Annotated in this window: 25 protein-coding genes and 2 pseudogenes; 17 read left to right on the forward strand and 10 right to left on the reverse strand. The window is 73.4% G+C overall.

What is annotated here, in order from left to right:
- Positions 1 to 163: 163 nt before the first annotated feature.
- Together MUU72_RS26045 and MUU72_RS26050 are read left to right on the forward strand one after the other, a co-directional pair.
- Positions 164 to 505 (forward strand): DUF6479 family protein, encoded by a 342-nt coding sequence (locus tag MUU72_RS26045; protein ID WP_248015839.1) that lies wholly within the window; start codon positions 164 to 166, stop codon positions 503 to 505.
- Between the two features lie 337 nt (positions 506 to 842).
- Entirely contained in the window at positions 843 to 1,826 is a 984-nt protein-coding gene (locus tag MUU72_RS26050; protein ID WP_248015840.1) for an alpha/beta fold hydrolase, read from the forward strand.
- Positions 1,827 to 1,918: 92 nt separating this feature from the next.
- Here the strand turns inward: MUU72_RS26050 and MUU72_RS26055 are convergent, their stop codons facing one another.
- The 4 genes and pseudogenes from MUU72_RS26055 to MUU72_RS26070 form a co-directional block, all read right to left on the reverse strand.
- Positions 1,919 to 2,314 carry a GNAT family N-acetyltransferase gene (locus tag MUU72_RS26055; protein ID WP_248015841.1) on the reverse strand — a complete coding sequence of 132 codons (396 nt, stop codon included), beginning with the start codon at positions 2,312 to 2,314 and terminating at the stop codon, positions 1,919 to 1,921.
- A gap of 124 nt (positions 2,315 to 2,438) precedes the next feature.
- Positions 2,439 to 2,627 (reverse strand): annotated as a pseudogene (locus tag MUU72_RS26060) (carboxylesterase family protein); the annotation flags it as partial.
- A 109-nt stretch (positions 2,628 to 2,736) separates the two neighbouring features.
- A complete protein-coding gene (locus tag MUU72_RS26065) occupies positions 2,737 to 3,402 on the reverse strand; it encodes a maleylpyruvate isomerase N-terminal domain-containing protein (protein WP_248015842.1) in 666 nt (221 codons plus the stop codon).
- Positions 3,403 to 3,686: 284 nt separating this feature from the next.
- Positions 3,687 to 4,505: an SDR family NAD(P)-dependent oxidoreductase gene (locus MUU72_RS26070; protein WP_248015843.1), complete on the reverse strand. Its 819-nt coding sequence runs from the start codon at positions 4,503 to 4,505 to the stop codon at positions 3,687 to 3,689.
- A gap of 528 nt (positions 4,506 to 5,033) precedes the next feature.
- Here MUU72_RS26070 and MUU72_RS26075 point away from each other — a divergent pair.
- On the forward strand, positions 5,034 to 6,212 hold the full coding sequence (locus MUU72_RS26075) for an FAD-dependent oxidoreductase (RefSeq protein WP_248015844.1): 1,179 nt from the start codon (positions 5,034 to 5,036) through the stop codon (positions 6,210 to 6,212).
- 227 nt (positions 6,213 to 6,439) lie between these two features.
- Complete coding sequence (locus MUU72_RS26080; RefSeq protein WP_248015869.1) at positions 6,440 to 7,273, forward strand: oxidoreductase; 834 nt, start codon at positions 6,440 to 6,442, stop codon at positions 7,271 to 7,273.
- A gap of 206 nt (positions 7,274 to 7,479) precedes the next feature.
- On the opposite strand, the gene MUU72_RS26085 is transcribed toward MUU72_RS26080, so the two are convergent.
- Together MUU72_RS26085 and MUU72_RS26090 are read right to left on the reverse strand one after the other, a co-directional pair.
- Entirely contained in the window at positions 7,480 to 8,235 is a 756-nt protein-coding gene (locus tag MUU72_RS26085) for a class I SAM-dependent methyltransferase (protein ID WP_248015845.1), read from the reverse strand.
- A 316-nt stretch (positions 8,236 to 8,551) separates the two neighbouring features.
- Positions 8,552 to 9,481: a LysR family transcriptional regulator gene (locus MUU72_RS26090; protein WP_248015846.1), complete on the reverse strand. Its 930-nt coding sequence runs from the start codon at positions 9,479 to 9,481 to the stop codon at positions 8,552 to 8,554.
- A 201-nt stretch (positions 9,482 to 9,682) separates the two neighbouring features.
- Here MUU72_RS26090 and MUU72_RS26095 point away from each other — a divergent pair, with 201 nt between their 5' ends.
- The gene (locus MUU72_RS26095; RefSeq protein ID WP_248015870.1) at positions 9,683 to 10,093 is read left to right on the forward strand and encodes a VOC family protein; all 411 of its coding nucleotides are present in this window, start codon (positions 9,683 to 9,685) and stop codon (positions 10,091 to 10,093) included.
- Positions 10,094 to 10,149: 56 nt separating this feature from the next.
- Here the strand turns inward: MUU72_RS26095 and MUU72_RS26100 are convergent, their stop codons facing one another.
- Together MUU72_RS26100 and MUU72_RS26105 are read right to left on the reverse strand one after the other, a co-directional pair.
- Positions 10,150 to 10,728 (reverse strand): DoxX family protein, encoded by a 579-nt coding sequence (locus MUU72_RS26100; protein ID WP_282504643.1) that lies wholly within the window; start codon positions 10,726 to 10,728, stop codon positions 10,150 to 10,152.
- Between the two features lie 208 nt (positions 10,729 to 10,936).
- Positions 10,937 to 11,659 carry a helix-turn-helix transcriptional regulator gene (locus tag MUU72_RS26105; RefSeq protein WP_372503260.1) on the reverse strand — a complete coding sequence of 241 codons (723 nt, stop codon included), beginning with the start codon at positions 11,657 to 11,659 and terminating at the stop codon, positions 10,937 to 10,939.
- 163 nt (positions 11,660 to 11,822) lie between these two features.
- On the opposite strand from MUU72_RS26105, the pseudogene MUU72_RS26110 reads away from it, so the two are divergent.
- The 9 genes and pseudogenes from MUU72_RS26110 to MUU72_RS26150 all read left to right on the forward strand — a co-directional run.
- Positions 11,823 to 12,002: pseudogene (locus MUU72_RS26110) on the forward strand (DUF2231 domain-containing protein); the annotation flags it as partial.
- Positions 11,999 to 12,133 (forward strand): hypothetical protein, encoded by a 135-nt coding sequence (locus MUU72_RS26115; protein WP_372503261.1) that lies wholly within the window; start codon positions 11,999 to 12,001, stop codon positions 12,131 to 12,133. The pseudogene MUU72_RS26110 and the gene MUU72_RS26115, both read left to right, overlap by 4 nt.
- 64 nt (positions 12,134 to 12,197) lie before the next feature.
- On the forward strand, positions 12,198 to 12,554 hold the full coding sequence (locus tag MUU72_RS26120; RefSeq protein ID WP_248015848.1) for an ArsC/Spx/MgsR family protein: 357 nt from the start codon (positions 12,198 to 12,200) through the stop codon (positions 12,552 to 12,554).
- A 403-nt stretch (positions 12,555 to 12,957) separates the two neighbouring features.
- Complete coding sequence (locus MUU72_RS26125; protein ID WP_248015849.1) at positions 12,958 to 14,331, forward strand: AMP-binding protein; 1,374 nt, start codon at positions 12,958 to 12,960, stop codon at positions 14,329 to 14,331.
- Positions 14,332 to 14,459: 128 nt separating this feature from the next.
- Positions 14,460 to 15,074: a hypothetical protein gene (locus MUU72_RS26130; RefSeq protein WP_248015850.1), complete on the forward strand. Its 615-nt coding sequence runs from the start codon at positions 14,460 to 14,462 to the stop codon at positions 15,072 to 15,074.
- A gap of 59 nt (positions 15,075 to 15,133) precedes the next feature.
- A complete protein-coding gene (locus MUU72_RS26135) occupies positions 15,134 to 15,826 on the forward strand; it encodes a DUF6333 family protein (RefSeq protein WP_248015851.1) in 693 nt (230 codons plus the stop codon).
- An 85-nt stretch (positions 15,827 to 15,911) separates the two neighbouring features.
- On the forward strand, positions 15,912 to 16,682 hold the full coding sequence (locus MUU72_RS26140; protein ID WP_248015852.1) for a maleylpyruvate isomerase N-terminal domain-containing protein: 771 nt from the start codon (positions 15,912 to 15,914) through the stop codon (positions 16,680 to 16,682).
- A 232-nt stretch (positions 16,683 to 16,914) separates the two neighbouring features.
- Entirely contained in the window at positions 16,915 to 18,549 is a 1,635-nt protein-coding gene (locus tag MUU72_RS26145; protein WP_248015853.1) for an ABC-F family ATP-binding cassette domain-containing protein, read from the forward strand.
- A 154-nt stretch (positions 18,550 to 18,703) separates the two neighbouring features.
- A complete protein-coding gene (locus tag MUU72_RS26150; RefSeq protein ID WP_248015854.1) occupies positions 18,704 to 19,138 on the forward strand; it encodes a DUF3224 domain-containing protein in 435 nt (144 codons plus the stop codon).
- Between the two features lie 33 nt (positions 19,139 to 19,171).
- Here MUU72_RS26150 and MUU72_RS26155 read toward each other — a convergent pair whose 3' ends face one another.
- The gene (locus MUU72_RS26155) at positions 19,172 to 19,495 is read right to left on the reverse strand and encodes an ArsR/SmtB family transcription factor (RefSeq protein ID WP_248015855.1); all 324 of its coding nucleotides are present in this window, start codon (positions 19,493 to 19,495) and stop codon (positions 19,172 to 19,174) included.
- 146 nt (positions 19,496 to 19,641) lie between these two features.
- Here MUU72_RS26155 and MUU72_RS26160 point away from each other — a divergent pair, with 146 nt between their 5' ends.
- Positions 19,642 to 19,965 carry a putative quinol monooxygenase gene (locus MUU72_RS26160; protein ID WP_248015856.1) on the forward strand — a complete coding sequence of 108 codons (324 nt, stop codon included), beginning with the start codon at positions 19,642 to 19,644 and terminating at the stop codon, positions 19,963 to 19,965.
- Positions 19,966 to 20,007: 42 nt separating this feature from the next.
- Here the strand turns inward: MUU72_RS26160 and MUU72_RS26165 are convergent, their stop codons facing one another.
- On the reverse strand, positions 20,008 to 20,652 hold the full coding sequence (locus MUU72_RS26165; RefSeq protein ID WP_248015857.1) for a dihydrofolate reductase family protein: 645 nt from the start codon (positions 20,650 to 20,652) through the stop codon (positions 20,008 to 20,010).
- A 68-nt stretch (positions 20,653 to 20,720) separates the two neighbouring features.
- On the opposite strand from MUU72_RS26165, the gene MUU72_RS26170 reads away from it, so the two are divergent.
- Together MUU72_RS26170 and helR are read left to right on the forward strand one after the other, a co-directional pair.
- A complete protein-coding gene (locus tag MUU72_RS26170) occupies positions 20,721 to 21,248 on the forward strand; it encodes a winged helix-turn-helix transcriptional regulator (RefSeq protein WP_248015858.1) in 528 nt (175 codons plus the stop codon).
- 313 nt (positions 21,249 to 21,561) lie between these two features.
- Positions 21,562 to 23,715: an RNA polymerase recycling motor ATPase HelR gene (helR, locus tag MUU72_RS26175; protein ID WP_248015859.1), complete on the forward strand. Its 2,154-nt coding sequence runs from the start codon at positions 21,562 to 21,564 to the stop codon at positions 23,713 to 23,715.
- Positions 23,716 to 23,754: the final 39 nt, after the last annotated feature.

Here is a 23,754-nt window from a genome sequence, read left to right on the forward strand (position 1 = left end):
GTTTCCGGTGGGGGCGCCCTCGCGGGCGGGTGACCGCGACCGAGGGTGCGACTGCCGCCGGTGACGGCGGGGCCGGCGCGATCCGGCGCGATCCGGCCCGGTCCGGGGCCGTCCGGCGTCCTTACCGGTGCTTGTGCGCTCGGGTACCGGGTATCCGGCCGGAATGGACCCTCTTACTACCGAAACGACGTATCTGTCCACGCAGCTCGCGGCGCCGAACGGGACGAGCGGCGCCCTGCTGACACTCGTCGGTGTCCTCGTCGTCGCGCTGCTGATCGCGGCGTTCGTCTGGGGCCGGTACCTCAGGAAGCGCGAGCCGGGACCGCCGCACCCCGAGTCCCATCCGCGGCTGCCGCACGGCGAGCCGGTGGGCGACGTCATGGAGCGCCGCGAGCCCGATGAGCTGCCCCGGTCGGAGCACCGGCGCACCCCGCACGAGCTCAAGGGCAACGGCATCGAGTCGCGGCCCCGCCGGGAGTCCGGGCCGGATGATCGTGCCACGTGACCGGCGCGGCGCGGCGAGCCCGGCCCGGAGCACGAGCGGGCGGCCCCGGCACGGGGCCGGGGCCCGCCCCGCGCGGCTGCCCGTACCGAGGATCCGCACCGCCGGCGGGATCAGGCGGGAGCGGTAGCGCACGCGCCGCCCCCGCTTTGCCGGCGCCGGCCCCCTTGTCGAAGCGCCGGCCCGCCCCTCCCCTCCTCCCTGTTGCCGAAACAGCAACAAGCCTGGCTCTGCCGTACCGTTCGCCCCATGATCGGCTCTGCCTCGGCGGGGCGGCGGCCCGGATCGGCACCGCTCCCCGGGCGCACGGCCCAGCAACGCTTCCGAAGGATTGATGTTGATGTCGCATCTGGTGACGCCCCCCACCCATCGGCTGGTCCCCTCTCCCGCCGGCCGGATCCACCTGGTGGAGCAGGGCACCGGGCCGCTCGTCCTGCTCGTGCACGGGTTCCCGGAGTCCTGGTACTCGTGGCGCCACCAACTCCCGGTGCTGGCCGCGGCCGGTTACCGGGCGGTCGCGATCGATGTCCGTGGCTACGGGCGCTCCTCCCGACCCGCGGACCCGGCGGCGTACCGGATGCTCCGCCTGGTGGAGGACAGCGTCGCGGTGGTCCAGGCCCTGGGCGAGCGGTCCGCGGTGATCGTCGGCCATGACTGGGGCTCGGCCATCGCGGCCAACTCGGCCTTGCTCAGGCCCGATGTCTTCCAGGCGGTAGGACTGCTCAGCGTCCCCTACACTCCGCCTGGCGGCCCGCGCCCCAGCGACGTCTTCACCCGGATGGGCGGCGACGAGGAGCTCTACGTCTCCTACTTCCAGGAGCCGGGCCGCGCCGAGGCCGAGATCGAACCCGACGTACGCGGCTGGCTCGCGGGCTTCTACGCTGCCGTGTCCGGCGAGACCATGCCGCCGCCCGGCGCGCCCGACCCGCACTTCGTCGCCGAGGGCAAGACCCTCCGCGACCGCTTCCCCGTCGGCCGTCTGCCCTCGTGGCTGGGCGAGGACGACCTCGATTTCTACGCCGGAGAGTTCGAACGGACCGGTATGAGCGGGGCCCTGGCGCGCTACCGCTGCATGGACCGGGACTGGGAAGACCTCGCCCACCTCAACGGCGCCCCGATCCGCCAGCCTTCCCTGTTCATCGGCGGCGGCCTGGACGCCTCCACCACCTGGCTCGCCGACGCCATCGCGGCCTACCCCACCACCCTGCCCGGCCTGCGCTCGTCCACCGTCCTCGACGGCGCGGGCCACTGGATCCAGCAGGAACGCCCCACCGAGACCAACCAGCTCCTGGTCGACTGGCTGGGTTCCCTCTCCTTCTCCTGAGCCCGTCCTCGGCCGAGCCGGGAACCCCGGAAGAGTGGAGGCGGGAGCGGTCCCGCAAGCCGGCTCGGCGCGGCGGAGACCGGTCCGCTGCGTCAGAGCGCGATCAGTCCCGCCGCGGTGTCCCCGAAGCCACAGGCATCGACGTAGAACGCGCGCAGGCGCTCCTCGAAGTCCACGTGGAGCCACTCGCAGTGCGCGGCGCGGGCCCCTTCGACCGCGGTCGCCACGAGCGCGGTCCCGACCCCGCCCGCCCGGTACGGCCTGGCGACCACCGTGTCCAGGAGAAAGGCATGCACCCCACCGTCCCAGGCCACGTTGACGAACCCGATCAGGGAATCGCCCGCCCGGGCACAGACCCACCCCAGGCTGTGCCGCTCAAGCCGTGCCCGCCAGTCGGTCTGCGGGACCGGATGGCCGAATCCTTCGGCATGCAGCGCGTTGAGGGAAGCGTTGTCGACGTGGCCTCGCCATGCGTACGTGATCCTCACCCGCCGATCGTACAGACAGGGCGGCGGGGGCGGTTCGCGTGCGGTCGGCGTCACGTGCCCGCCGGGAGGGCCCGGTCGGCAGGGTGGTCAGGAAGGGAGGGACGCGGCGGAGGACGGGCCGCCGGGGTTGGGGCGCGGACGGGCCGGGCGCGAACGCGTCGCGTACGCCCTCCCACGGTTGCGGTGGCTCGGGCGGCCGCAGACGTCGCGGGCCGAACGGCGGTGCGGCGTAGGGGATGCCCAGGAACGCCGGCACCTCGCCTTCGCGGCGTCCGCGGACTCGGCCGGCCGTGGTGAGGACTGTGACGTGCAGGGGGGCGCCTCGTGATGTTGTTGATCTTCCTCTCTCTCACCTTCATCGCTCCGGAAAGGCGGGGCAATTCCTTTCCGGCGGTGTGCGCGGCAGGCGGGGGCGGTCGCAGTCACGCCTGCCTGCGCGGCGCGCCGTACCAGCGCCAGTCCCTGCGACGCGGGCGGTCGGGCATGTCGATGCGTCCGGTGGCCCACAGCAGGGTGGACGCGGCGCTGCCGGAACGGGATACGTCCGGGAAGAGCCTGGTCAGGGCCAGGTCGCTCAAGTCCTCCGGCGGGTTCCCGGCGCGCCGCAGTCCCTGGGCGATGTCGTAGGTGTGGACGAGGGTTTCGACGACTCCCATGGCCGCGAAGCCTTCCGGGTCGGAGGCACCGAACACGTGCGGGGCCAGCGCCGTGGGCGGGGCGCTGTCCACGACGGCCGCGAGCAAGCCACCGCATGCCTGGACGACCGTCAGCAGGCCCTCGGGTCCCGCCGCTGCGTCGCCGAAGATGACGTTGGCCGGTCCACCGGGGCGCTCGGTGGTGATACGCAGGGGCACCCGCGGGACGTCCATCGGCTGCGCGAGCCCGAAGCGCAGGGCGTAGGTGAGCAGGTCGTCCGCGAGGTGCTCCAGCGTCTCCCAGCACGTCCACTCCAGTTCGCCGGCCGGGGCGTGCCATGGGGCGGACGCTGCACCGGCGAGGGTGGCGGCGCAGTGCGCGACTGCCTGGCGTACGTGGGCCCCGCCGACCGGCGGTGCGGTTGCGGTTGCGGTTGGGACGGAATGGCTCATCCGGGAAGGCTACTGGGGAGCGCTGCGCCGCGGGGAACGGGTCAGGAGTCCCGGCCGCTCACCAGGAGCAGCAGGCCGAGGACGACCAGCAGCACGAGCACCACGAGGGTGACCACCGCGCCGGTACAGATCGCGGCCATCGCGGCCCACCCGAAACGTGCCACTCGCCGCGATCGCCGCAGCTCGGCCTCGTGGGCAGTGTCAGACCACCATTCAGGATCAGTCACTCCCACCCCGCCGGCTCGTCGCCAAGGCAGCATGCCTGCGGCCGCCCCGTCTTCGCGCTACTGCCCCGGTGCCCGAGGCTCCAGCTGGAAGTCGAACGCCGCGACGCCGGGGTCCAGTGCGGTCACTCCCCCGTCCACGGTCAGCACCGCGCCGTTGACGTAGGAGGCGGCGGGTGAGAGCAGCCAGCTGATCGCCTCGGCGACCTCTTCGGGGTCGCCCGGGCGGCCGGCGGGGGTCAGCCGCGTCGCTTCGGCGTACGCGCCATCGATGCCGCCAGGCAGTGCGGCCTCCTCCGCGAACCGGGCCATCCGCCGGTCGGCCATCTCCGTACGCACCCAGCTCGGGCAGACGGTGTTGGCCCGCAGGCCCTGGCCGCCGTAGTCGACGGCGAGGGAGCGGCAGAGTTGGAGCAGCGCGGCCTTGGACGTCGCGTAGGCCGCGTTGCCCTTGCCGTTGCGGAGTGCCGAGACCGAGGCGACCGCGACGACCGCGCCACGGGTCGCCAGCAGATGCGGCAGCGCGGCCCGCAGGAGGAGGAAGGGGCCGGTGAGGTTGGTCCGCATCAGGGCTTCCCAGTCCTCGACGGCCATGTCGCCGACCGCGCCGCCGCGTCCGACACCGGCGTTGAGCACCACGCCGTCCAGCCGGCCGTAGGCGCGCACCGCCGTCTCGACGAGTTCCCGGACGGCCGCGGGGTCGGCCGTGTCGGAGGGATGGGCCAGGGCGCCCGTCTCCTCGGCGATGCGGTGCAGCGGCTCGGGGCGCCGCCCGGAGACCACCACTTGGTGCCCGCCGGTCCGCAGCAGCCGTGCGGTGGCGGCGCCGATACCCGTGCCACCACCCGTGACGATGACGACGCGTTGCGCTTCCGTCATGCTGACGCCTCTCTCGGATCTCGGAGCTGTGCACCGGGGAGCAAGTACCAGCCTAGGGCGGGGCGTTGGCCGGGACACGGCCGGGGTCGGCGCCGCGCCCCGAGGCTCTGCGGCGCCCCGCCCCGTCTCCTTGCTCAGCCGGCCCCTGCCCAGTTGGTGCCGCCGGCCTTGCGGTTGCGGCGTACGGCGACCACCGCGCCCGTTCCGAGCAGTACGGCGGCGCCGCCTTACGAGGGCGAGTTGCGGCAGGGCGGACGGCGTTCCGGTCGTGGCGAGGCTGCCCTTGCCGCGTCGGCGGCGGCCGACCGGGGCGAGGCCCCGCCCTGCGCCGACGGGTGCGACGTGGCGGCACTGCCGGTGGCGGTCCGGGCCCGGCGCAGGACGGCTGTCCGGACGGAAATGGTGCCGCGGTGCGCCGGCGGCCAGGGGTCTTGGCGACCGGGTGGAATACGCTCTGAGCGACCGGCCGGCCGGGGCCCCTCATGGAGCGGACGCCTGAGGCGACGCGCGCGGAGAGCGGAGTGGTACGTGACACGCATACTGGTGATCGGTGGCGGGATCGCAGGCACGGCGACCGCGATGGCCCTGCACAAGGCGGGGTTCGATGTCACCGCCTACGAGGCGCATCCCGACACCGCCGAGGACATCGGGGCGTTTCTGACCCTGGCGAGCAACGGTATGCGTGCCCTGGCGCAGCTCGGCGCCTCGGACGCGGTCACCTCGATCGGCTTCCCGCTGCCCTCGATGCGCGTACTCGACGGCCAGGGCACCGAGGTGGCCCGCGTACCGCTGGGCGAGGCCGGCAACGCACAGCTGCGGTACCGGTGCCTGCGCCGAGGGGAGTTGAACGCCGCCTTGCAGGGCGAGGCGGTCCGCCGGGGCATCCGGGTCGCGCACGGCGCGCGCCTGGTGTCCGTCGAGGCCGGTCCGGACCAGGTGACCGCGCGTTTCGCCGACGGCAGGGTCGCGACCGGTGATCTGCTCATCGGCGCGGACGGGCTGCATTCGACCGTCCGGCGCGCGTTCGCTCCCGACACTGTGCCTGTCTACGCAGGTCAGAGCGTGTTCTACGGCTACACGCGCACCGCGGCGGTGACCGCGGACACCGGCCACCTCACCATGGTGCGGGGCAGCACAGGCACCTTCGGCTACGCGGTCTCGCCGGCCGGCGAAACGTACTGGTTCGCCCGGGTCTCCGGTCCGGCCCTGCCCGCCGGCCAACTCGCCCACCCCACGCCCCACCACTGGCGCGAGCACCTGGTGGAGTTGCTGCGCCAGGACGCCACTCCCGCTGCGGACATCGTCGCGTCCTCCAGCGACGGCATCATGGCCACCAACGCCACCGAGATCCCGCCAGGCACCCCCTGGCGTTCCGGCCGCACGCTGATCATCGGTGACGCCGCACACGCGGCCTCGCCCGCCACGGGCCAAGGCGCCTCGATGGCGTTGGAGGACGCCGTCATCCTCGCCAAGGCGCTGCGGGACGCACCCGACCCGGAGAACGCGTTCTCCCTCTACGAGACGTGCCGCCGCCCGCGCGTGGAGCACAACACCACCGTCAGCGGACAGATCTCGCGCGGCACCCGCACCCCGCCCCGCGACGCCGGCCGGACGCCGCCGCCCCAGCGCCCGGGGGACGACACTCTGGCCGCCCAACTGGACTGGCACGACGTTCTGCGCCCTGCTGTCGCGGGTGACGGGGCCTGACGGCGTCGCCCCCGCTGAGGCCAAGGCTCCGTCCTCCATGCCTGGCGTGCATGTCTGGCGTGCATGTCTGGCGTGAGCGGGCACGCTGGGCCGTATCCGCGGTCGGTCCGGCGCCGCGTTGGCGTGTCTCCATAACCGTCGGCTATCACGGTTGTTCTTGGACGGAGGGCGAGGTTCCCCGGCAGGCTTGGGGCCAACACCGCACAGCGAACGAGGGGTTGGCGATGATGAGCAGGGTATGGCTGGTGACCGGGGCGAGCAGCGGGTTCGGCCGGGCGATCGTTGCGGCGGCGGTCGCGGCCGGTGACACCGTGGTGGCGGCGGCCCGCCGTACCGCCGCGTTGGACGACCTCGTGGCGGCGCACCCCGGGCAGGTGGAGGCGTATCCGCTGGACGTGACCGATACCGCCGCGATCGATACCGCGGTGCGGGACATCGTCGAGCGCCACGGCCGGATCGACGTGCTGGTCAACAACGCCGGCCGGGGGCAGGTCGGTGCGGTCGAGGAGACCACCGACGAGGAGTTGCGCGCGCTGATGGATCTGCACCTGTTCGGCCCGGCCGCGCTGACGCGGGCCGTCCTCCCGCACATGCGCCGGCAGCGCTCCGGGGCCGTCGTGCAGATGACGAGCATGGGCGGGCGGTTCGCGTTCGCCGGCGTATCGGCGTACTGCGCGACGAAGTTCGCCCTGGAGGGCCTGTCCGAGGCGCTCGCGGCGGAGGTGGCGCCGCTGGGGATCAAGGTGATGATTGTCGAGCCGGGCGCGTTCCGCACCGGGTTCGCCGGTGCGGGTGCGCTCCGGATGTCCGCGGCGCTCCCGGCGTACGAGGAGACGGTCGGCCCGGTGCGGGAGTCGCTGTCGGCCGGTGACGGCAAGCAGCCTGGCGATCCGGCGAAGGCTGCCGCTGCCGTCCTCACCGCCCTCGATGCCGAGGACACCCCGCTGCGGCTGCCGCTGGGCAGTGACGCCGCCGATGCGATCGCGGCCCATCTGGACCAGTCCCGCGCGGAGTTCACTGCCTGGGAGAAGCTCAGCCGCTCCACGGATTTCGACGCGTAGCCGTTCCTCTCCACCCCGGCGCACAGCGCCGCGCGGGGGCACTCACCGGTTCGGCCGTGAGTGCCCCCGGTGCCTGGCCGGCCCCGGGCGCGGCCGCCCGGCCCACGACGCCCGGGCATCCCTGACGCGTAATCAGCATCCGCTGCCCGTCGGCAGGTTGCTCGCTGACGTAGCCGCGGTCACGGGCGAGGAGCCGGGCTGACGGGTCAGCCTCCGGCCACCAGCGCGTCCACCAGGTAGGTCTCCTCGATCCGCTCTTCGGGAAACTCGTCGCGCAGGCGTCGTCGCTCGTCCGCCAGGAAGGCGCGGTTGCGGGCCTGGTCCAGGACGAGGAACGCGGAACGGGTGCTGATGTTGTCGAGGTGGGCGTCGAGGCCGATCACGCGGCTCCATCGGATCTGACGGCGCACCACCCGCAGTCCGGTCAGACCGGCCAGGCGGATGGCGGTGTCGTCGTCGGGGCGGGTCGCGGACCGCGGCTCCGTACCGCAGTGGTGGGCGATGCGTGCGTGCTGGGCGCGGATCCACGGCACGTCGAAGGCCGTGGTGTTCCACCAGATCGCCAGCGCGCCGTCCGGCCGCAGCACGCGGAGTGCTTCCGGTACGGAGCGGGTGGGGTCGGTCCACTGCCAGGACTGCGCGTAGGTGAGGAGGTCGTGGGAAGCGGTTGCCAGCGGGAGGGCGTTGCCGTCGCCCCGTAGGACCGGTACGTCCGGCAGTGACCGGCGGAATTCGGCGGCCATGGCACCGCCTGGTTCGACCGCGATCACCTCGGCACCGCGTTCGCGCAGCAGCGCGGTGCCGATCCCGGTGCCGGCACCGACGTCGGCGACCCGGGCACCGGCCAGGCGGCGGCCCAGGTGCTCTTCGATGAAGTCGAGCAGGGCGGGCGGGTAGGACGGCCGGCTGGCCGCGTACCGGGCGGCAGCCGCGTTGAATGACTGGGCGCGTGAGCTGGGCATTTTCCTCTCCCCCGGTCGGAGCGAACGGGTCCATCAGATCACGTCGGGGGCTTGCTGGGCGGCCGTTTCGCGACCTGCCAGTGGCCGTCCCCGGTGGGGCCCGCAGTACGGCGCCTGCGCCCGCGCCGGCCCCCACCTCCCCCGAGGGAGCCGGACACCGCCCCGGGTGGGCGGGCGGCCGATTGCCTTGACGGCGGCGGACCACCACACAGCCGTGCGCCGGCCCCGCCCGCCAGGCACCTCGCGCGCCACCAGGCCGGGCAGCGGCCCTCGGTTGACGCCCCGGGCGGCCGCCACCGAGTCCCAGGCGGCTTCCTCACGAAGTGCCGTGCCCGGAAGGCCGGAGCCCGGCAGTCGCCGGCAGTGGTTCGACGGCGTCGCTCGCGGCCCTGACGAAGGCGCGGACCCGCTCCGTGGTGTTCCCCGCCGACCAGATCAGTCCCCGTTCGATCGGCGGGGCGTCGTGGAGGGGCACGTAGGCGAGGTCGGGGCGGGGGTAGTACTGGCGGGCGTGCTCGCCGACGGGGAGGACGCCTCTGCCCATGGCGACCAGGGTGAGCAGCTCGGAGAACGAGCCGCCGACGGGCCCCTTGGGGACGGGCCGGCCCGAGGGGGTGTGGTCCGGGGTGCGGTCCCGCTTGAAGCCGACGGAGGTGACGTCCGGGTACTGCACCACGGGGTGGTCGGCGAGGACTTCGAGCGATACCGAGCGCGCCCCGGCCAGCGGGTGGCCGGCCGCCACCGCGAGCACCCTGTTCTCCCTCAGGAGCACCGGCCCGCGGGCCATACCGTCGAAGGGGAAGGAGGCCAGCAGGATGTCGATCGAGCCGTCCCGCAGGCTCGCCCGGGAGTTGGCCAACTGCACCTCCCGCACCTCGACGCGGCAGTCGGGGTGGCGTTCGGTGAACAGGCCGACCGCTCTGAGCAGTACGGGTGCCGTCCACTCCCCGAGGAAGGCCACCCGCAGCTCTCCCGTGACGCCGCGGTGGGCGTCGGCCGCCCTGCGCAGCGCCTCGTCCATCGCGGCGGCCAGCGGCGCCAGGTCCTCCGCCAGCTGCCGTCCGACCTCGGTGAGCCGGACCGTACGGCTGGTGCGCTCGAACAGCGCCCCGCCGACCCGGCGCTCCACCTTCTTGATCAGCTGGCTGACCCGCCCGGTGGTGATCCCCAACCGCTCGGCGGTCCGGCCGAAGTGCAGTTCGGCGGCGAGGGTCAGGAACGTCTCGGTCTCCAACCGCTCCAGCATGCCGGCCCTGCCCCACTCCCTCAGCGTTGAATGTGACTCAACGATCGTATCGCGAAGGTGTCTTGATGGCGCCCGCCCGGTGGCCGAGGCTGGGAGGTGTCGCAGTCGGCGCCGGGCCCTCCGAACGGGGCGAGGCCCGGCTCCGCCGCACCACACCTACCGGCCCGCCCTCACCCTCGCTCTGGAGAAGAAGTGACCACTGTGCGCGTCAAGGCATTCGACCACCTGGTTCTCAACGTCGCGGACGTGGAACGGTCGCTGGAGTTCTACACCGGGCTGCTCGGCCTGGAGCCGGTACGCGTCACCGAGTGGCGGGCCGGCGAGGTCCCGTTCCCGTCGGTGCGGGTCACGCCGGAGACCATCATCGACCTGTTCAGCCGGCCCCGCAGCGAATCCAACGTCGATCACATATGCCTCACCGTGGAACCGCTGGACTGGGACGAGGTCATCCGGTCGGGAGTGTTCGCCGTCCTGGAGGGCCCGGTGCAGCGCTTCGGCGCCCGGGGCACCGCCACGTCGGTGTACGTCCAGGACCCGGACGGCAACACGGTGGAACTGCGGTGGTACCCGGAGGACGCGCACACCGGTCCGGGCGCCGACCCGGCCGAGTGAACCAGCCGGGCCCGGACCCCGGCGTCCCGCCCCCGAAAGGGCGGGTGCCGCCCCGGTCACAGGCTCAACGCGATCGCCGCGGTCACCCCGCCCAAACCGGCGGCGAAGGCAGCTCCGGGCCAGCCGCCCGTGCGCCAGGGGAAGAACCGGTCCAGGGACAGCCGGCCGGGGCCGATGGCGGCGACGGCCAGGGCGACGACGGCGATGCAGACGCTGTACTCCACACCGCCTTCGGTGTCCCACAGGCCGTGCGCCGCGGTGACGGTCACCATGGCGTTGATCATGACACCGATGAGGGCGGCGGCCGCGAGCGGTGTGAGGAGGCCGAGGGCCAGGCCCAGGCCGCCGAGGAGTTCGGAGAGGCCGCCGATCAGGGCGAAGAGTTTGCCCGGATGGTAGCCGAGGGCGGTGAAGCCCTTCGCGGTCTGGGTCAGGCCCCTGCCACCGAGGATCCCGAAGAGTTTCTGGGAGCCGTGCCCGGCCATCAGCAGCCCGAAGGTCAGCCGGATCAGCAACAGGCCCCAGTCGGAGGCGGACGAGGTTGCCGTGGTGGTGGGGCCCCGGGTCGTCGCGGGTGCCCTCGCCGAGGGGGGTGCGGTATGTGCCAAGGGGTGGGTGAGGCGTCTGGTGACCATGGGAGTGCTCCGGTCGTACCCGCCGGACCGGCCCACGGTCGTCGCCCGTCCGCTTCGGCGCCGCGGCACTGGTCGGGTCCTGCTGGCCGTACTCAGTGGGAGCGCCGGGTGGCGTCGGTGACGTCCGCGGTCGGCAGCTCGGCGTTGTCGCTGTGGGGGTTGCGGGGGACGTAGTGGACGTGGTGGACGGGGTGGAGAGGGCCGCGCCTCACTGCGCGGGTGGGCCCAGCTGCACGCAGCATTCCCCGGGGCGCGGCGCCAGGACGGCCTCCACGCCGCTGACCTCCAGGCCGTCGAGGTAGCCGGCGAGGAAGGCGTGATTCATGCCGCAGACCAGCTCGGGAGCCTTGGCGGCCAGGGGGTGGAACGGGCAGTTGCGCAGCCGGAGTCGGGTGGGGGTTTCGCGGACCGGCTCGAAGCCGTGCTGGTCGAGCATCCGCTCGCAGACGCTCAGTCCGCGTTCGGCGCCGAGCCGGCCGGGGCGGGTCTGCTCCCGTTCCCGCTCGCCCAGTTCGCGGCCGCGCCGGCCGGCGGTGCGCACGGCGGCGTGGGCCGCGGATTCGCCGTCGTCCTCGGTCAGGACGGCTTCCAGCAGGAGGTCGGCCAGGAGCTCGTGGCGGCGGTCGGGGATGCTGACGTGGATGTGGCTGTCGGTGGTTTCGTAGACCTTGGGCTGACGGCCGACCTTGCGGATCCCGCCGGGTGGTTCGTACCGGGAGCGCAGCAGGCCGGCGTCCACCAGCTTGTCGAGGTGGAAGGCGGCGAGCTTGCGCGAGATGCCCACGCTGGCGGCGGCCTCGTCCCGGGTCACGGGGCGACCCTGCCGCCGGATGAACGCGAACATCCGCCGCCGGGAGTCCTCCCCGAGGACACTGACGGACTCGATCGCCGCGTCGCCCGCGGGAGGCTGCGGCGTGGCGTCAGAGGTCACCTCTCCACGATAACGCGTACGCCGTTGGGTGCAAGGGGCGAATGCTCCATGCCTGTCCGGCCGCGAGCTGGATGCCTTGACGCCCTTCTCGAATAAGGCCAAGATTTTTTGGTGAAAACCGAGGAGTTTCGACGTCGCCTCGTAGCTCGTCCGGGACCGGGATTTCCTGGTCCGCGGGGCGAGGTGGCTGATCGCGCTCGGGGTGGTCGGCGCGCCGGCCGCGGCCCTGGTCGGCTTCCTGGACCTCTTCGCCATCCCGCCGGGCCCCCGGGCGTTCCGCACCGCGCTCGTCCACAGGGCGCTGAACGCACTGGTGACCGGCGCGTACGCGGGCGAAGCATGACCCTGCGCGGCGTCCAGGCCACCGGTTCCGGCGCGCTCACCTCCACGCTGCTGGGTACGCTGCGCAACGACGCCCGCTCCCGCGGCGCATTCCCGGCCCTGGCCGGCCTCGCCCGATATCACCCTGCCTGACAGCCACCCCGACAGCCACCCGCGAGGCGCCGCCTCGCCCGGACGGAACGAAAGACACCGCCCCATGGAAATCTGGATCAACCCCGCCTGCTCCAAGTGCCAGTCCGCCCTCTCGCTCCTGGACGCCGAACAGGCCGCGTACACGGTGCGGTACTACCTGGAGGAGCCGCCGACCGTGGACGAACTGGACGCCGTCCTGCGGCGCCTGGCCCTGGAGCCGTGGGACATCACCCGCCTCGGCGAGCCGGCCGCCGGCGAACTGGGCCTGGCGGAGTGGCCCCGCGAGGCCGCCGCCCGCACCCGCTGGCTGGAAGCGCTCGCCGCCCACCCCGCCCTGATCCAGCGCCCGATCATCACCGCGGACGACGGGACGGCCGTGGTGGGCCGGTCGCCGGAGGCGGTGCGGTCGATCCTCCCGTAGCGTCCCGCGCGGGCCGTTACGCGCCCTCCTCCTGCGCTGAGCACCACCACCGGGGCCCGGCGCCGGGCCCCGGTGGCACCGCAGGCGCCCCACGGCTCGGTCCGCCGGGCCCCGGACGAGCCGGGCGAGCGCGCCCGCATCCCTCCCCGCCCAGCCGTTTCCCCTGGTCAGCGACGCCCCTTGGACTTTCTGCCGAGGGAGTGGGGGGTCCCTGGTCGGGACAGCGCATTGCGCGCCAGGGGGTGCGGACGGTTTGGATGACCCAGGCCGGGACGGCGGATCGCTCCCCGGCGTCGAGAAGGGGGACCTGCCGACAGCGCCGCCGTTCCCCGCCCTTCGCGACCCGGCACGATCCGCACGGCTTCCGGTTCGGACACTGGTACGCGAGGAAGCGAAGGACACCATGCTCGACGGCTGCACGCCCTGGCCCGAGGAGTTCGCCCACCGGTACGGGGCGGCCGGGCACTGGCGCGGCAACACGCTGGACAACCTGCTGCGCGGCTGGGCCGTGGAGTACGGGCCGCGGACCGCGCTCGTCCACGGCGGCACCCGCCTCACCTACGCGAACCTCAACCGGCGCGTGGAGCGCATGGCCGCCGGGTTCCGGCTGCGTGGCCTCCGGCCCGGGCAGCGGGTCGTCGTCCAGCTGCCGCCGGTCCCCGAGTTCGTCATCACCGTGTTCGCGCTGATGCGCGTCGGCGCGTTCCCCGTGGTGTGCCCGGTCTCGTACCGCGCGCCCGAGATGTCCCACCTGGTACGGATCACCGAGGCTACCGGCTACGCCGGCCCCTCGACGTACGAGGGCTTCGACCACACCGCGATGGCCGCGCACCTCGCGACCCAAGGGCCTTTCCTGCGACGGGTGTTCACCTTCGAGCCGCCGGGCACCTCGTCCCCGTTCGGCGGCATGAGCACCGACCCGTCCGGCTGCCACTACTTCCCGCTGGGGTCGATCGACGCCCCGCCCGGGCCGGCGGTGGCGCAGCGCGCCGACCAGGTGGCGTTCTTCCTGACCGCCGATGCCCCTGCCGGGGCGCCCCTCCTCGTTCCGCGCACCCACAACGACTACGCCTACCAGACACGCGCCGCCGCCGACCTGGTGTCGCTCACCCGGGACGACGTGTATCTGGCCCTGCCGCCCGCCGACTCCCCCGTCGCCCTCGGCTGCCCGGGCATCGTCGGCACCCTCTCCGTCGGCGGCACCGTCGTCCTGGCCGACACTCCGGACCCCGCCGACTGGCTCCCGCTGATCGCACGCGAGCGGGTCACCCTCACCACGCTGCCCCCCGCCGCCGCCGAACGCGTCCTTGACGAACTGCCCATCGGGCAGCTCGACTTGAGCAGCCTGCGCCTGGTGCAGATTGACGGCGCCCCCTTGCCCCGGGCCCTCGCCGAACGGCTGGGCCCCGCGCTGGGCTGCCGCCTGCAACGGGTCCTCTGCCTGGCGGAGGGGCTGGTCGCACTCACTCGGCCCGCCGGTCCGGACGAGACCGCGCTCGGCACGCAGGGCCGCCCGCTCTCGCCGGACGACGAGATCCGCATCGTCGACGCCGACGGCAAGGACGTGCCCGGCGGGGAGCCCGGCGAACTCCTCGCCCGCGGCCCGTCCACCCCGCGCGGCTACTACCGCGCCCCCGAGCACAACGTCCGCGCCTTCACCCCCGACGGCTACCTCCGCACCGGCCACCTCGCGCGGCGCACGCCGAACGGCGACCTGGCGCTGACCGGCCGCCTGCCGGACGCCCGGCGCCGCACCGACCGCCAAGAGCCGGCCTGACCTGGGGCGTCAGGGCCCGCTCCGCCACACGGCGGAGCCGGGCGCCCAGGGGATCAGCCGTGCGGACGACCCGCATCCAGGGCCGCCGGCCGACGGCATCCGGTGGGCGGGCCGACAGTATCGGGAGGGTGACCAGCAACCAGTCGAAGCACACCGGCACCGCCCACCGCGCACCCACCCCACCGCCGCCGCGGTGGGCCGTGCGGGCCGCCCACCTCATCCCGCTCACGGTCCTGCCCTCCGGGCTGTGGCGCCTGGCCCTGGCCTGCGGCTACCCGGGCGGCTACACCCGGCAGGGTTTCGACCAACTGCACGTGCACGGGCGGGGGTTGGTGTACGTGGTCGCGCTCAGCGTGCTCAGCGAGGGGCTCGCCCTGCTCGCGCTGGGGCTGGTACGCCCGTGGGGCGAGGTGCCGCCGCGCTGGGTCCCGTTCATGGGCGGCCGGCCCCTTCGGCCGCGAGCGGTGGTGGGCACGGCCGCTGCCGGCGCCGTCCTCCTCACGCTCTTCTGGGCCCCACTCCTGTGGTGGTGGGCCATTCCGCACCCGGACATGACCCCGGCCGGCCGGACCGTGGTCGGCTTCCTGTACCTGCCCCTCGTCGCCTGGGGCCCCCTGCTCGCCGCGGTCACCGCCTCCTACCACCGCCGCCACCGCCGCACCCCCGCGCCCGCCGGCAGTGCTTCTGCCTCAACACCCCTGCCTGTAGCATCACTTGACGCCCACCACCCCAGCCGCCCCTGACCGCGCCCTGCCCCGGGCTCGCGCCATGCCTTCCCCCTCCTACGGCCCGGACCCGGCGCGTGACGTCGCCTGCCGGGGGTGCCGTCACCCGGATCACGCGCATCCACCCGCCCGTCCCGGCACGTTACGCCCGCCGCGCCCTCGCCCGCGTCCCGGACCATGACCCCGTTCGTGCCCGGCAGGTCGTGCACGGGCTGAGCACCGTTGCCGGGGTGGCGGAGGAGTGCGCTCCGCTGCGCCGCCGGGACGTCGGCGGCCCGCGGAGGACGGGAGACCTGGACTGTGTGACCGTTGGCTGCTGGGGGTCCGTGGTGCAGATCACCGACCCCGCGTTCGGTGAGGACGGCGTCACGACCCGGAACATGGACGGCGCGTTCGAGGCGCAGGTCGAGAGCCATCCCGAGGCCCGCGTCATCGGTGTCTGCGAGATGGATTTCTCCCTGAGCTACCTGAAGTACCTGGTCCGCGTCCCCGGCGTTGCGCCGGTCCGGGCGGAAGGCTGGGACGACATCGACCTCGCCGGTGACCCCGTGCGGACCCTCCGCGCCCTCGGGATCACCCCCGGCGCGCCCGGCACCGCGGAGGTCTCGCCGGACGACCTCGAACACGTCGTGCGGAGCGACTACTTGGACGTCCTCAGCTGCGGCCTCCACCACACCTACGCCGACGAGCGCCTGACCGTCTCGGTGTTCAAGGTCGCCCGCCCCGACCACGTCCGGGATGCCCTGGAAGCGGTCTGGTGCCGGGACTGACCGGCCCACCGCGCGCCCGGTCCGGCGTTCCGCCAGACAGGTAGTTCCGTGTTTTCGGTCCCGGGTGCCTGGATATCCGCCCTACATGATCGGCGCCCGAGTCCGTGACACCCTCCCCGAGCTGGAAGCCTTCGCCCATGCCGTACAGACCCGCCGGCCCGGCGACGGCACCTGGTGCGAGGCGTGGACCGTCCGCGACATCCTGATCCACCAGACCGGCAACGCCGAGGAGCTGGCCCGGGTGCTCCGGGCGCAGCTGGCGGGCGAGCCGGTCGAGACCCGCGGTTTCGACCGCGAGGCGCCGTTCCGGGCGCTGTCCGACGCCGACCTGTGGGCGGCGTTCCTGGCCCGCTGCGCACAGCTCGCCGAGGTCACCGCGGCGGCCGAGCAGGACCTGCCGCCGGACACCGGCGTGCGGTGGACCGGGCGCCATGTCACGCCGGCCTTCTTCGCGGAGCACATGCGCGAGGAGCTGATCCTGCACCGTTGGGACGTGACCGGGGACGACCGCACGTCCGGGCAGGCCCTGGTCGAACCGTGGATGACGGAGCACAGTGTGGTCTCCGTCGGCCGCCCGTTGCTGGCCCGGGGTTCGGCGGGGTTGGCGCTCGGCCCGGACGGGCGGGTCGAAGGCCGCCTGCGCACCCCGGGCACCGAGGACGTCGTGGTCACGGCGGACGCGCACGGCACCGCCGTCGCGTTCGCCGCCCCCGAGGGCCCGGCCACCGTCGAGAGCGACGCGGACGTGCGGGTGCTGCTGCTCTGGGGGCGCCGCCCGGCCGACCCCGGGCGCTGGCACAGCGACGCGGGTCCGGAAGTCCTGCGCGCGCTGCGCACCCTGCTGAGCGGCTACTGAGCCCTCCGCACACCTGATCGGCTGCTACGCTGGAGCGGACGTTACCCCTTCGTTGAGGAGCCCAGACATGGTGGTGGACGACGACATCTCCGGGTGATACCCGGACCCGACAGGCCACCGGCCGGTGCCCAGGAGCGCCGCCGTGCGTGGCCTCGCTGTCGTTGTCTTCTCCCCCCTTGTCTGCCGGGGCAGAGGTGTCTCTTCCCTGCCCCCTCTCCCGCGAGGTCTCTTCATGTCCGACGCTGCCATCGTCTGCTCGAACCTCTCCTTCGCCTGGGCCGACGGCACCCCCGTCTTCCAGGACCTGTCCTTCACCGTCGGCGCCGGCCGCACGGGTCTCGTCGCGCCCAACGGCTCCGGCAAGAGCACCCTGCTGAAGCTGATCGCCGGCGAACTGCGGCCCGGTGGCGGCTCGGTCTCCGCGGCCGGCACCCTCGGCTACCTCCCGCAGAGCCTGCCCCTGACCGGCGATCTCACCGTGGCCGAGGTGCTGGGCGTCGCCGCCGTCATCCGCGCCCTGGACGCCGTCGAGAAGGGCGATGTGAGCGAGGAGCACTTCACCACCATCGGCGACGACTGGGACATCGAGGACCGCACCCGTGCCCAACTCGACCGCCTGGGCCTGGCCGACGTCACCCTGGACCGGAGCCTGGGCACCCTCAGCGGGGGCCAGGTCATCACCCTCGGCCTCGCCGCGCAGCTGCTCAAGCGGCCCGATGTGCTGCTGCTCGACGAGCCCACCAACAACCTCGACCTGGACGCCAGGCACACGCTCTACGCGGCGCTGGAGGACTTCGGCGGTTGCCTGCTCCTGGTCAGCCACGACCGCGCGCTGCTCGACCGGATGGAGCGGATCGCCGAACTCGAACGGGGTGAACTGCGCTTCCACGGCGGCAACTTCACCGCGTACGAGGAGGCGGTGCGGGCCGAGCAGGAGGCCGCCGAGAAGAACGTCCGCAACGCGGAGCAGCAGCTGAAGCGCGAGAAGCGGGAGATGCAGCAGGCCCGCGAGCGCGCCGAGCGGCGCGCGAGCAACGCCGCCCGCAACCTCAAGAACGCCGGGCTGCCCCGGATCGTCGCCGGCAACCTGAAGCGGAGCGCGCAGGAGTCCGCGGGGCGGGCGGGCCAGACGCACGCCGGCCGGGTCGGCGAGGCCAAGGCGCGGCTGGACGAGGCCGGGCGGTCGTTGCGCGACGAGCAGCGCCTCACGCTGGACCTGCCGGACACCCAGGTGCCGGCCGGGCGCAACCTCGTCCTCGGCGAGGGTCTGCGGGTCCGGCTCGGCGACCGGGACGTGTTCCCCGGCCAGGGCATCGACCTGACCGTCCGGGGCCCGGAGCGCATCGCGCTGACCGGCCCCAACGGTGGTGGGAAGAGCACCCTGCTGCGGCTGCTCAACGGCGATCTGACCCCGGAGAGCGGCACGATCAGGCGGGCCGACGGGCGCATCGCCTACCTGTCGCAGCGGCTGGACCTGCTGGATCCGGACCGTACGGTGGCCGAGAACTTCGCGGCGTACGCCCCGGAGCGGCCGGAGGCCGAGCGGATGAACGTGCTCGCCCGCTTCCTCTTCCGCGGGGCCCGCGCCCACCTGCCGGTGCGGGCGCTCTCCGGGGGTGAGCGGCTGCGCGCCACGCTGGCCTGCGTGCTGTGTGCGGAGCCGGCGCCGCACCTGCTGCTGCTCGACGAGCCGACGAACAACCTCGACCTGGTCAGCGCGGCCCAGTTGGAGGGTGCCCTCAACTCGTACCAGGGCGCGTTCGTGGTGGTCAGCCACGACGAGCGGTTCCTGCGCGAGATCGGGGTGGGCCGGTGGCTGCGGCTGGCCGGCGGGGAGCTGAAGGAGACGGGCGGCCCGGAGGCGTGAGCTGACCAACTGGCTTGCCGCCAGGCTTCCTTGGTGACCGGGCCCGGCTCTCGCGCGGGAGTCGGGCCCGGGGCCCGTCCGGGGCGCCCGCGCACTCGGGGCGGGGCGGGCGGTACGCAGCGCCGTTGTCAGTGGTGCGGCCTACGATCCGGGCATGAGAGCTACAGGGACGTTCCACGTTGCCGACTTCACTCCGGCGCCGGTGCCGGCCCCGGCAGTCGAGACCGCACTGCCCGTCGGCGTCGCCACGATGCGGAAGCAGTACGAGGGTGAGATCACCGGGCACTCGGCCACCTTGTTCACGGCCGCGTTCGATCAGCCCAGCGGGACGGGCACCTATGTCGCCATGGAGTCGTTCGAGGGCGCACTCCACGGGCGCTCGGGGGCCTTCAACTTCGCGCACTCGGCGACGACCACGGGGGCGGACCGGCGGGACGCGTTCTTCGTGATCGTCCCGGCCAGCGGCACGGGCGCGCTGGCCGGGATATCCGGGACCGGCGGCATCGCCGTCGACGCGGACGGCACGCACCGGATCTGGTTCGCGTACGAACTCCCCGAGCACGACGGGCCGTTGGCGGCGGAAGGGTAGCCGGAGCGACCGGTGAGGGTGCCCGGCGCGCGGTCACGCGTCCTGGGCGCCCTCGGCGGCAAGGAGTGCCAGCAGGCCGGGGAAGCGCCGCTCGATGTCCTCCCGCCGGAGGGTGGCCATGCGGCTGTTCCCCCGGTCCACCTGGCGGATCAGCCCGGCCTCGCGCAGCGTGCGGAAGTGGTGGGTGACGGTCGCCTTGCTCACCGGCAGCGCGAAGGAGCTACAGGTACGCGCCGCGCCGTGCGGCCCGGTCGCCAGTTCGCGGACGACGCGCCGCCGCAGCGGGTCGGCAAGCGCGGACAGCACCGCGCCGAGTTCCATCTCGGCCACGTCGGGGTGCCCCTCGTCATCGGGCATCTCGGCCACCTCCCAGCCATGCAGGTACGGCTTGCATCGTACCTTGCGGGGCGCTAGCGTCTCGCAAGGTACGAAAATGATCGTACCTAGGCGCGTCGCCACGCGGTGCGGCGTGCCCGTGTGGACCCTGCGGATGGGAGACCCCCGTGCACCAGCCCTTCACCCTCGTCGGTACCGCCCGGCCCAAGCCCGAGCGGGCGGAGGAGCTGCGGCAGCTCCTGCTGTCGTTCGTCGAGCCGACCCGGCAGGAACCGGGCTGCCTGGAGTACCACTTCCACGAGGACCGGGACGCCCCGGGCGTCTTCGTCTTCTACGAGGCGTGGCGGAGCGAGCAGGACCTCGACGCCCACCTCGCCCTCCCCCACCTCCGGGACTTCTGGGAGCGGCGCATGGACTACCTGGAGCAGGACCTGGAGATCCGGTATCTCACGATGCACAGTCCGTACCGGGAGCGGAGCGGCCGGGCATGAGGCGCTGCGGTGCCTGGCCGGCCTGCCAGGCACCGCAGCCGGTCATCGCCTCCAGAAGAAGTGGTGGGTGACTCCGCCGGAGCTCGGCACCTTCTCCAGGTGGAAGCGGTCGAGCAGTTCCTCGGGGCTTTCCCACAGCCGTTCGCCCCGGCCGAGGTCGACCGGCGCGACGGCGATGTGCATCGTGTCGACCAGGTCGGCTTCGAGGAACTCGCGGACCGTGGCGACGCCGCCGCCGAGCCGCACGTCCCGGCCGCCGGCGGCCTCCTTGGCGCGGGCCAGCGCCTCGGCCGGTGGCGCGTCGAGGAAGTGGAAGGTGGTGTCCCCCAGGGTGAAGGAGGGGCGCTCGTGGTGGGTGAGCACGAAGACCGGCGTGTGGAACGGCGGGTTGTCCCCCCACCATCCCTTCCAGTCGTGGTTCTCCCACGGGCCGCGCTGCGGGCCGAACTTGTTGCGGCCCATGATCTCGGCACCCATGCCGCGGGCGTGGTCGCGGGTCAGGTAGTCGTCCAGGCCGCGCGTACCGCCCGGGTCGGTGCGGTTCACCCAGCTGGCGGTGGCACCCGCCCAGGAGAACAGGGCGGCGGGGTCCGCGTGGCCGAAGGGCCGTTCCAGGCTCTGCCCCTCACCGGAGCCGAACCCGTCCCGCGACACGTTGAAGCACTGCACCCTCAACAGCTGTGACATGCACCCTCCTCGGGAGCCGACCGGCCACTTCTGATTGCAAGTAACAACCGGTGGTACCTTACTGCCTCATGGACGCTCCGCGAGCAGAACGGACCGATCTCCTGCCCGTGCCGGACGGGAAGTCGGGCTGCCCGATCAACCTGACCGTCGAGTTGCTGGGCGACCGGTGGAGTCTGGTCGTGCTGCGGGACGTGATGTTCGGCGACCACCGGCACTTCCGCGAACTGCTCACCCACTCGCTCGAAGGCATCGCGTCGAACATCCTCGCCGCCCGCCTGGCCAAGCTCGTGGACGCCGGCCTGCTCACCCGGCACGACGACCCCAGCCACCGGCAGAAGATCGAGTACCGGCTCACCGAGGCGGCGATCCAACTCGTGCCGGTCCTCGTGCAGTTGGGCACCTGGGGAGCCCGCTGGCTGCCGACCTCGCCGGAGCTGGCGATCCGCGCCCAGCTCCTCGGCCAGGGCGGCCCGGAGATGGCCGAACGATTCATGGACGAACTCCGCGCCATGCACCTGGCGGGCCGTCCGGCCCGCCCCGACGGCGTCCTCGCCGAACTCACCCGGGCCTACCAGCGCGCCGCCGGGATCGCCTGAGACCCAGGGGGCGGGGGCTGTCCTCCCGCCGGTCCGCCCGGCGGCCCCGGCGCAGGAGGCACCAGGGCCGACAAGGCCAGGAAGGGCAAGAAGAGGCGCCCGGAGCGGGGCAAGAAAAAGGGCAAGGGAGCCATGCTCTCCTTGCCATGTTCAAGATATAGCGCACTGGGGGGCTTGCGGCAAGGCCCCCGTGGTGCCGCACAATCGCCGACCGTAGCCAGGAAGTGCCTGGCGCGATCCGTCCCGTCACCCGGTCTCGAACCCCAGGACACCCTTGCCGCGCGCGGGCCGCCGGCGGCCCTCATCGGAGCTGATGTACGTGAACCCCCTGACCACCCATGCCTTCGACCTCCCCGGCCACCTCTCCCCCAAGGCCGACCCGGACCTGATCGCCGGTGACGAGCAGCACTTCGCGGCCCTCGCGGACTGCCTGGAGCAGACCATCGCCGAGGTGTCCGACCGCCTGGACGAGGTGCGCAGGTCACCCGGCGGTCTGGGCCGCCAGGCGATGGACCGGGACGCGGAGGTCCACCGACTGACCGCCCGCCTGCGCGCCCTGCGCCGGTTCGGCCTGGACCTGTGCCTGGGGCGCATGGTCGGCGCCGACGACCCGGAGCCGGTGTACGTCGGGCGCCTCGGCCTGACCGACAGCGCGGGGCGCCGGCTGCTGATCGACTGGCGCTCCCCCGCGGCGGAGCCGTTCTTCGGCGCCACCCACGCCAACCCGATGGGCCTGGTCAGCCGCCGCCGGTACCGCTGGACCGGCGGCCGGATCAGCGACTACTGGGACGAGGTGTTCACCGCGGACGGGTTCGCCGGGCATGCCGCGCTGGACGACCAGTCGGCCTTCATCGCCAGCCTGGGCAGCAGCCGGTCGCCGCGGATGCGGGACGTCCTCGGCACCCTCCAGGCCGACCAGGACGCCATCATCCGGGCGGGGTCGCGCGGCGCGCTCGTCGTCGACGGCGGCCCGGGTACCGGCAAGACCGTCGTCGCCCTGCACCGGTCCGCTTACCTGCTCCACTCCGACCCCCGCTTCGGCAACCGCCGCGGCGGCGTGCTCTTCGTCGGCCCGCACCAGCCCTACCTGTCCTACGTCGTCGACGTCCTGCCCAGCCTGGGCGAGGAGGGCGTGCAGACCTGCACGCTGCGGGACCTCGTCGCGGAGGGGGCCGGGGCGGCGCCGGAGACCGACCCGGAGGTGGCCCGCCTGAAGTCGTCCGCGGCGATGGTGCACGCCATCGAGGCGGCCGTCCGGTTCTACGAGGAGCCGCCCGCCGAGGGGATGACGGTCACCACCGACTGGGCCGACCTCTGGCTCGGCGCCGATGACTGGGCCGAGGCGTTCGACGCACCGGAACCAGGCACTCCGCACAATGAGGCGCGGGAGCAGATCTGGGCGGAACTGGTCACGATCCTGCTGGACAAGCTCGACGGCGAGGTCTCGCCCGACGTGTTCGGCAGGGCACTGCGGCAGGACGAGGAGCTGGTCACCACGCTCAACCGGGCCTGGCCGATGCTGGACGCGGCCGACCTCGTCGGCGACCTGTGGACCGTCCCCGCGTACCTGCGGCTGTGTGCTCCCTGGCTCGGCCCGGAGGAGGTCCGCGCGCTCCGGCGCGCGGACGCCCAGGCATGGACGGTCGCCGACCTGCCGCTGCTGGACGCGGCACGGCAGCGGCTCGGCGACCCGGAGACGGCCCGGCGGAACCGCCGCCACCGGGCGGCCGTCGCCGCCGAACGCGCGCGGATGGCCGACGTCATCGACCACATCGTCGCGGCCGACGCGGACGGTGAGGGCGCGGTCACGATGCTGCGCGGCCAGGACCTCCAGGAGCGGCTGATCGACGAGACGGCGCTGCCCGGCACCGAGCCGGACCGGCTCGCCGGACCGTTCGCGCACATCGTGGTGGACGAGGCGCAGGAGCTGACCGACGCGGAGTGGCAGATGCTGCTGCTGCGCTGCCCGTCCCGGAGCTTCACCATCGTCGGGGACCGCGCCCAGGCCAGGCACGGCTTCACGGAGTCGTGGCGGGAGCGCCTGGAGCGGGTCGGCCTGGGCCGGATCGAGGTGGCCGCCCTGAGCATCAACTACCGCACGCCGGAAGAGGTGATGGCGGAGGCGGAGCCGGTCATCCGCGCGGCGCTCCCCGACGCCAACGTGCCGGTCTCCATCCGCCGCAGCGGCCTCCCCGTCCGGCGCGGAACCGTGGCCGAGCGCGACGCGATCCTGGACGAGTGGCTGGCCGGGCACGCCGACGGCATCGCCTGCGTGATCGGCGATCCCGCGTTCCGGGAGACCTCCCGCGTCCGGTGCCTGTCCCCCGCCCTGTCGAAGGGCCTGGAATTCGACCTGGTCGTCCTCGTCGACCCGGACGCCTTCGGTGACGGCATCGAAGGGGCGGTCGACCGCTATGTCGCGATGACCCGCGCGACGCAGCAGCTCGTCCTCCTCACGAGCGCCTGACGCCGGCGCGCGCGGTACGGCGGTGCGCCTCCGCCTTCC

Origin of the sequence: Streptomyces rhizoryzae, assembly GCF_023155275.1 — a bacterium.
GTDB classification, from domain to species: Bacteria; Actinomycetota; Actinomycetes; order Streptomycetales; family Streptomycetaceae; genus Streptomyces; species Streptomyces rhizoryzae.

Coding starts and splice junctions, on each gene's coding strand:
- MUU72_RS26120 (WP_248015848.1), top strand. CDS start 12,198: ATGGAAATCTGGATCAACCCCGCCTGCTCCAAGTGCCAGTCCGCCCTC.
- MUU72_RS26045 (WP_248015839.1), top strand. CDS start 164: ATGGACCCTCTTACTACCGAAACGACGTATCTGTCCACGCAGCTCGCG.
- MUU72_RS26090 (WP_248015846.1), bottom strand. CDS start 9,481: ATGCTGGAGCGGTTGGAGACCGAGACGTTCCTGACCCTCGCCGCCGAA.
- MUU72_RS26125 (WP_248015849.1), top strand. CDS start 12,958: ATGCTCGACGGCTGCACGCCCTGGCCCGAGGAGTTCGCCCACCGGTAC.
- MUU72_RS26140 (WP_248015852.1), top strand. CDS start 15,912: ATGATCGGCGCCCGAGTCCGTGACACCCTCCCCGAGCTGGAAGCCTTC.
- MUU72_RS26080 (WP_248015869.1), top strand. CDS start 6,440: ATGAGCAGGGTATGGCTGGTGACCGGGGCGAGCAGCGGGTTCGGCCGG.
- MUU72_RS26155 (WP_248015855.1), bottom strand. CDS start 19,495: ATGCCCGATGACGAGGGGCACCCCGACGTGGCCGAGATGGAACTCGGC.
- MUU72_RS26150 (WP_248015854.1), top strand. CDS start 18,704: ATGAGAGCTACAGGGACGTTCCACGTTGCCGACTTCACTCCGGCGCCG.
- MUU72_RS26065 (WP_248015842.1), bottom strand. CDS start 3,402: ATGAGCCATTCCGTCCCAACCGCAACCGCAACCGCACCGCCGGTCGGC.
- MUU72_RS26165 (WP_248015857.1), bottom strand. CDS start 20,652: ATGTCACAGCTGTTGAGGGTGCAGTGCTTCAACGTGTCGCGGGACGGG.
- MUU72_RS26145 (WP_248015853.1), top strand. CDS start 16,915: ATGTCCGACGCTGCCATCGTCTGCTCGAACCTCTCCTTCGCCTGGGCC.
- MUU72_RS26050 (WP_248015840.1), top strand. CDS start 843: ATGTCGCATCTGGTGACGCCCCCCACCCATCGGCTGGTCCCCTCTCCC.
- MUU72_RS26070 (WP_248015843.1), bottom strand. CDS start 4,505: ATGACGGAAGCGCAACGCGTCGTCATCGTCACGGGTGGTGGCACGGGT.
- MUU72_RS26115 (WP_372503261.1), top strand. CDS start 11,999: ATGACCCTGCGCGGCGTCCAGGCCACCGGTTCCGGCGCGCTCACCTCC.
- MUU72_RS26170 (WP_248015858.1), top strand. CDS start 20,721: ATGGACGCTCCGCGAGCAGAACGGACCGATCTCCTGCCCGTGCCGGAC.
- MUU72_RS26100 (WP_282504643.1), bottom strand. CDS start 10,728: ATGGTCACCAGACGCCTCACCCACCCCTTGGCACATACCGCACCCCCC.
- helR (WP_248015859.1), top strand. CDS start 21,562: ATGTACGTGAACCCCCTGACCACCCATGCCTTCGACCTCCCCGGCCAC.
- MUU72_RS26085 (WP_248015845.1), bottom strand. CDS start 8,235: ATGCCCAGCTCACGCGCCCAGTCATTCAACGCGGCTGCCGCCCGGTAC.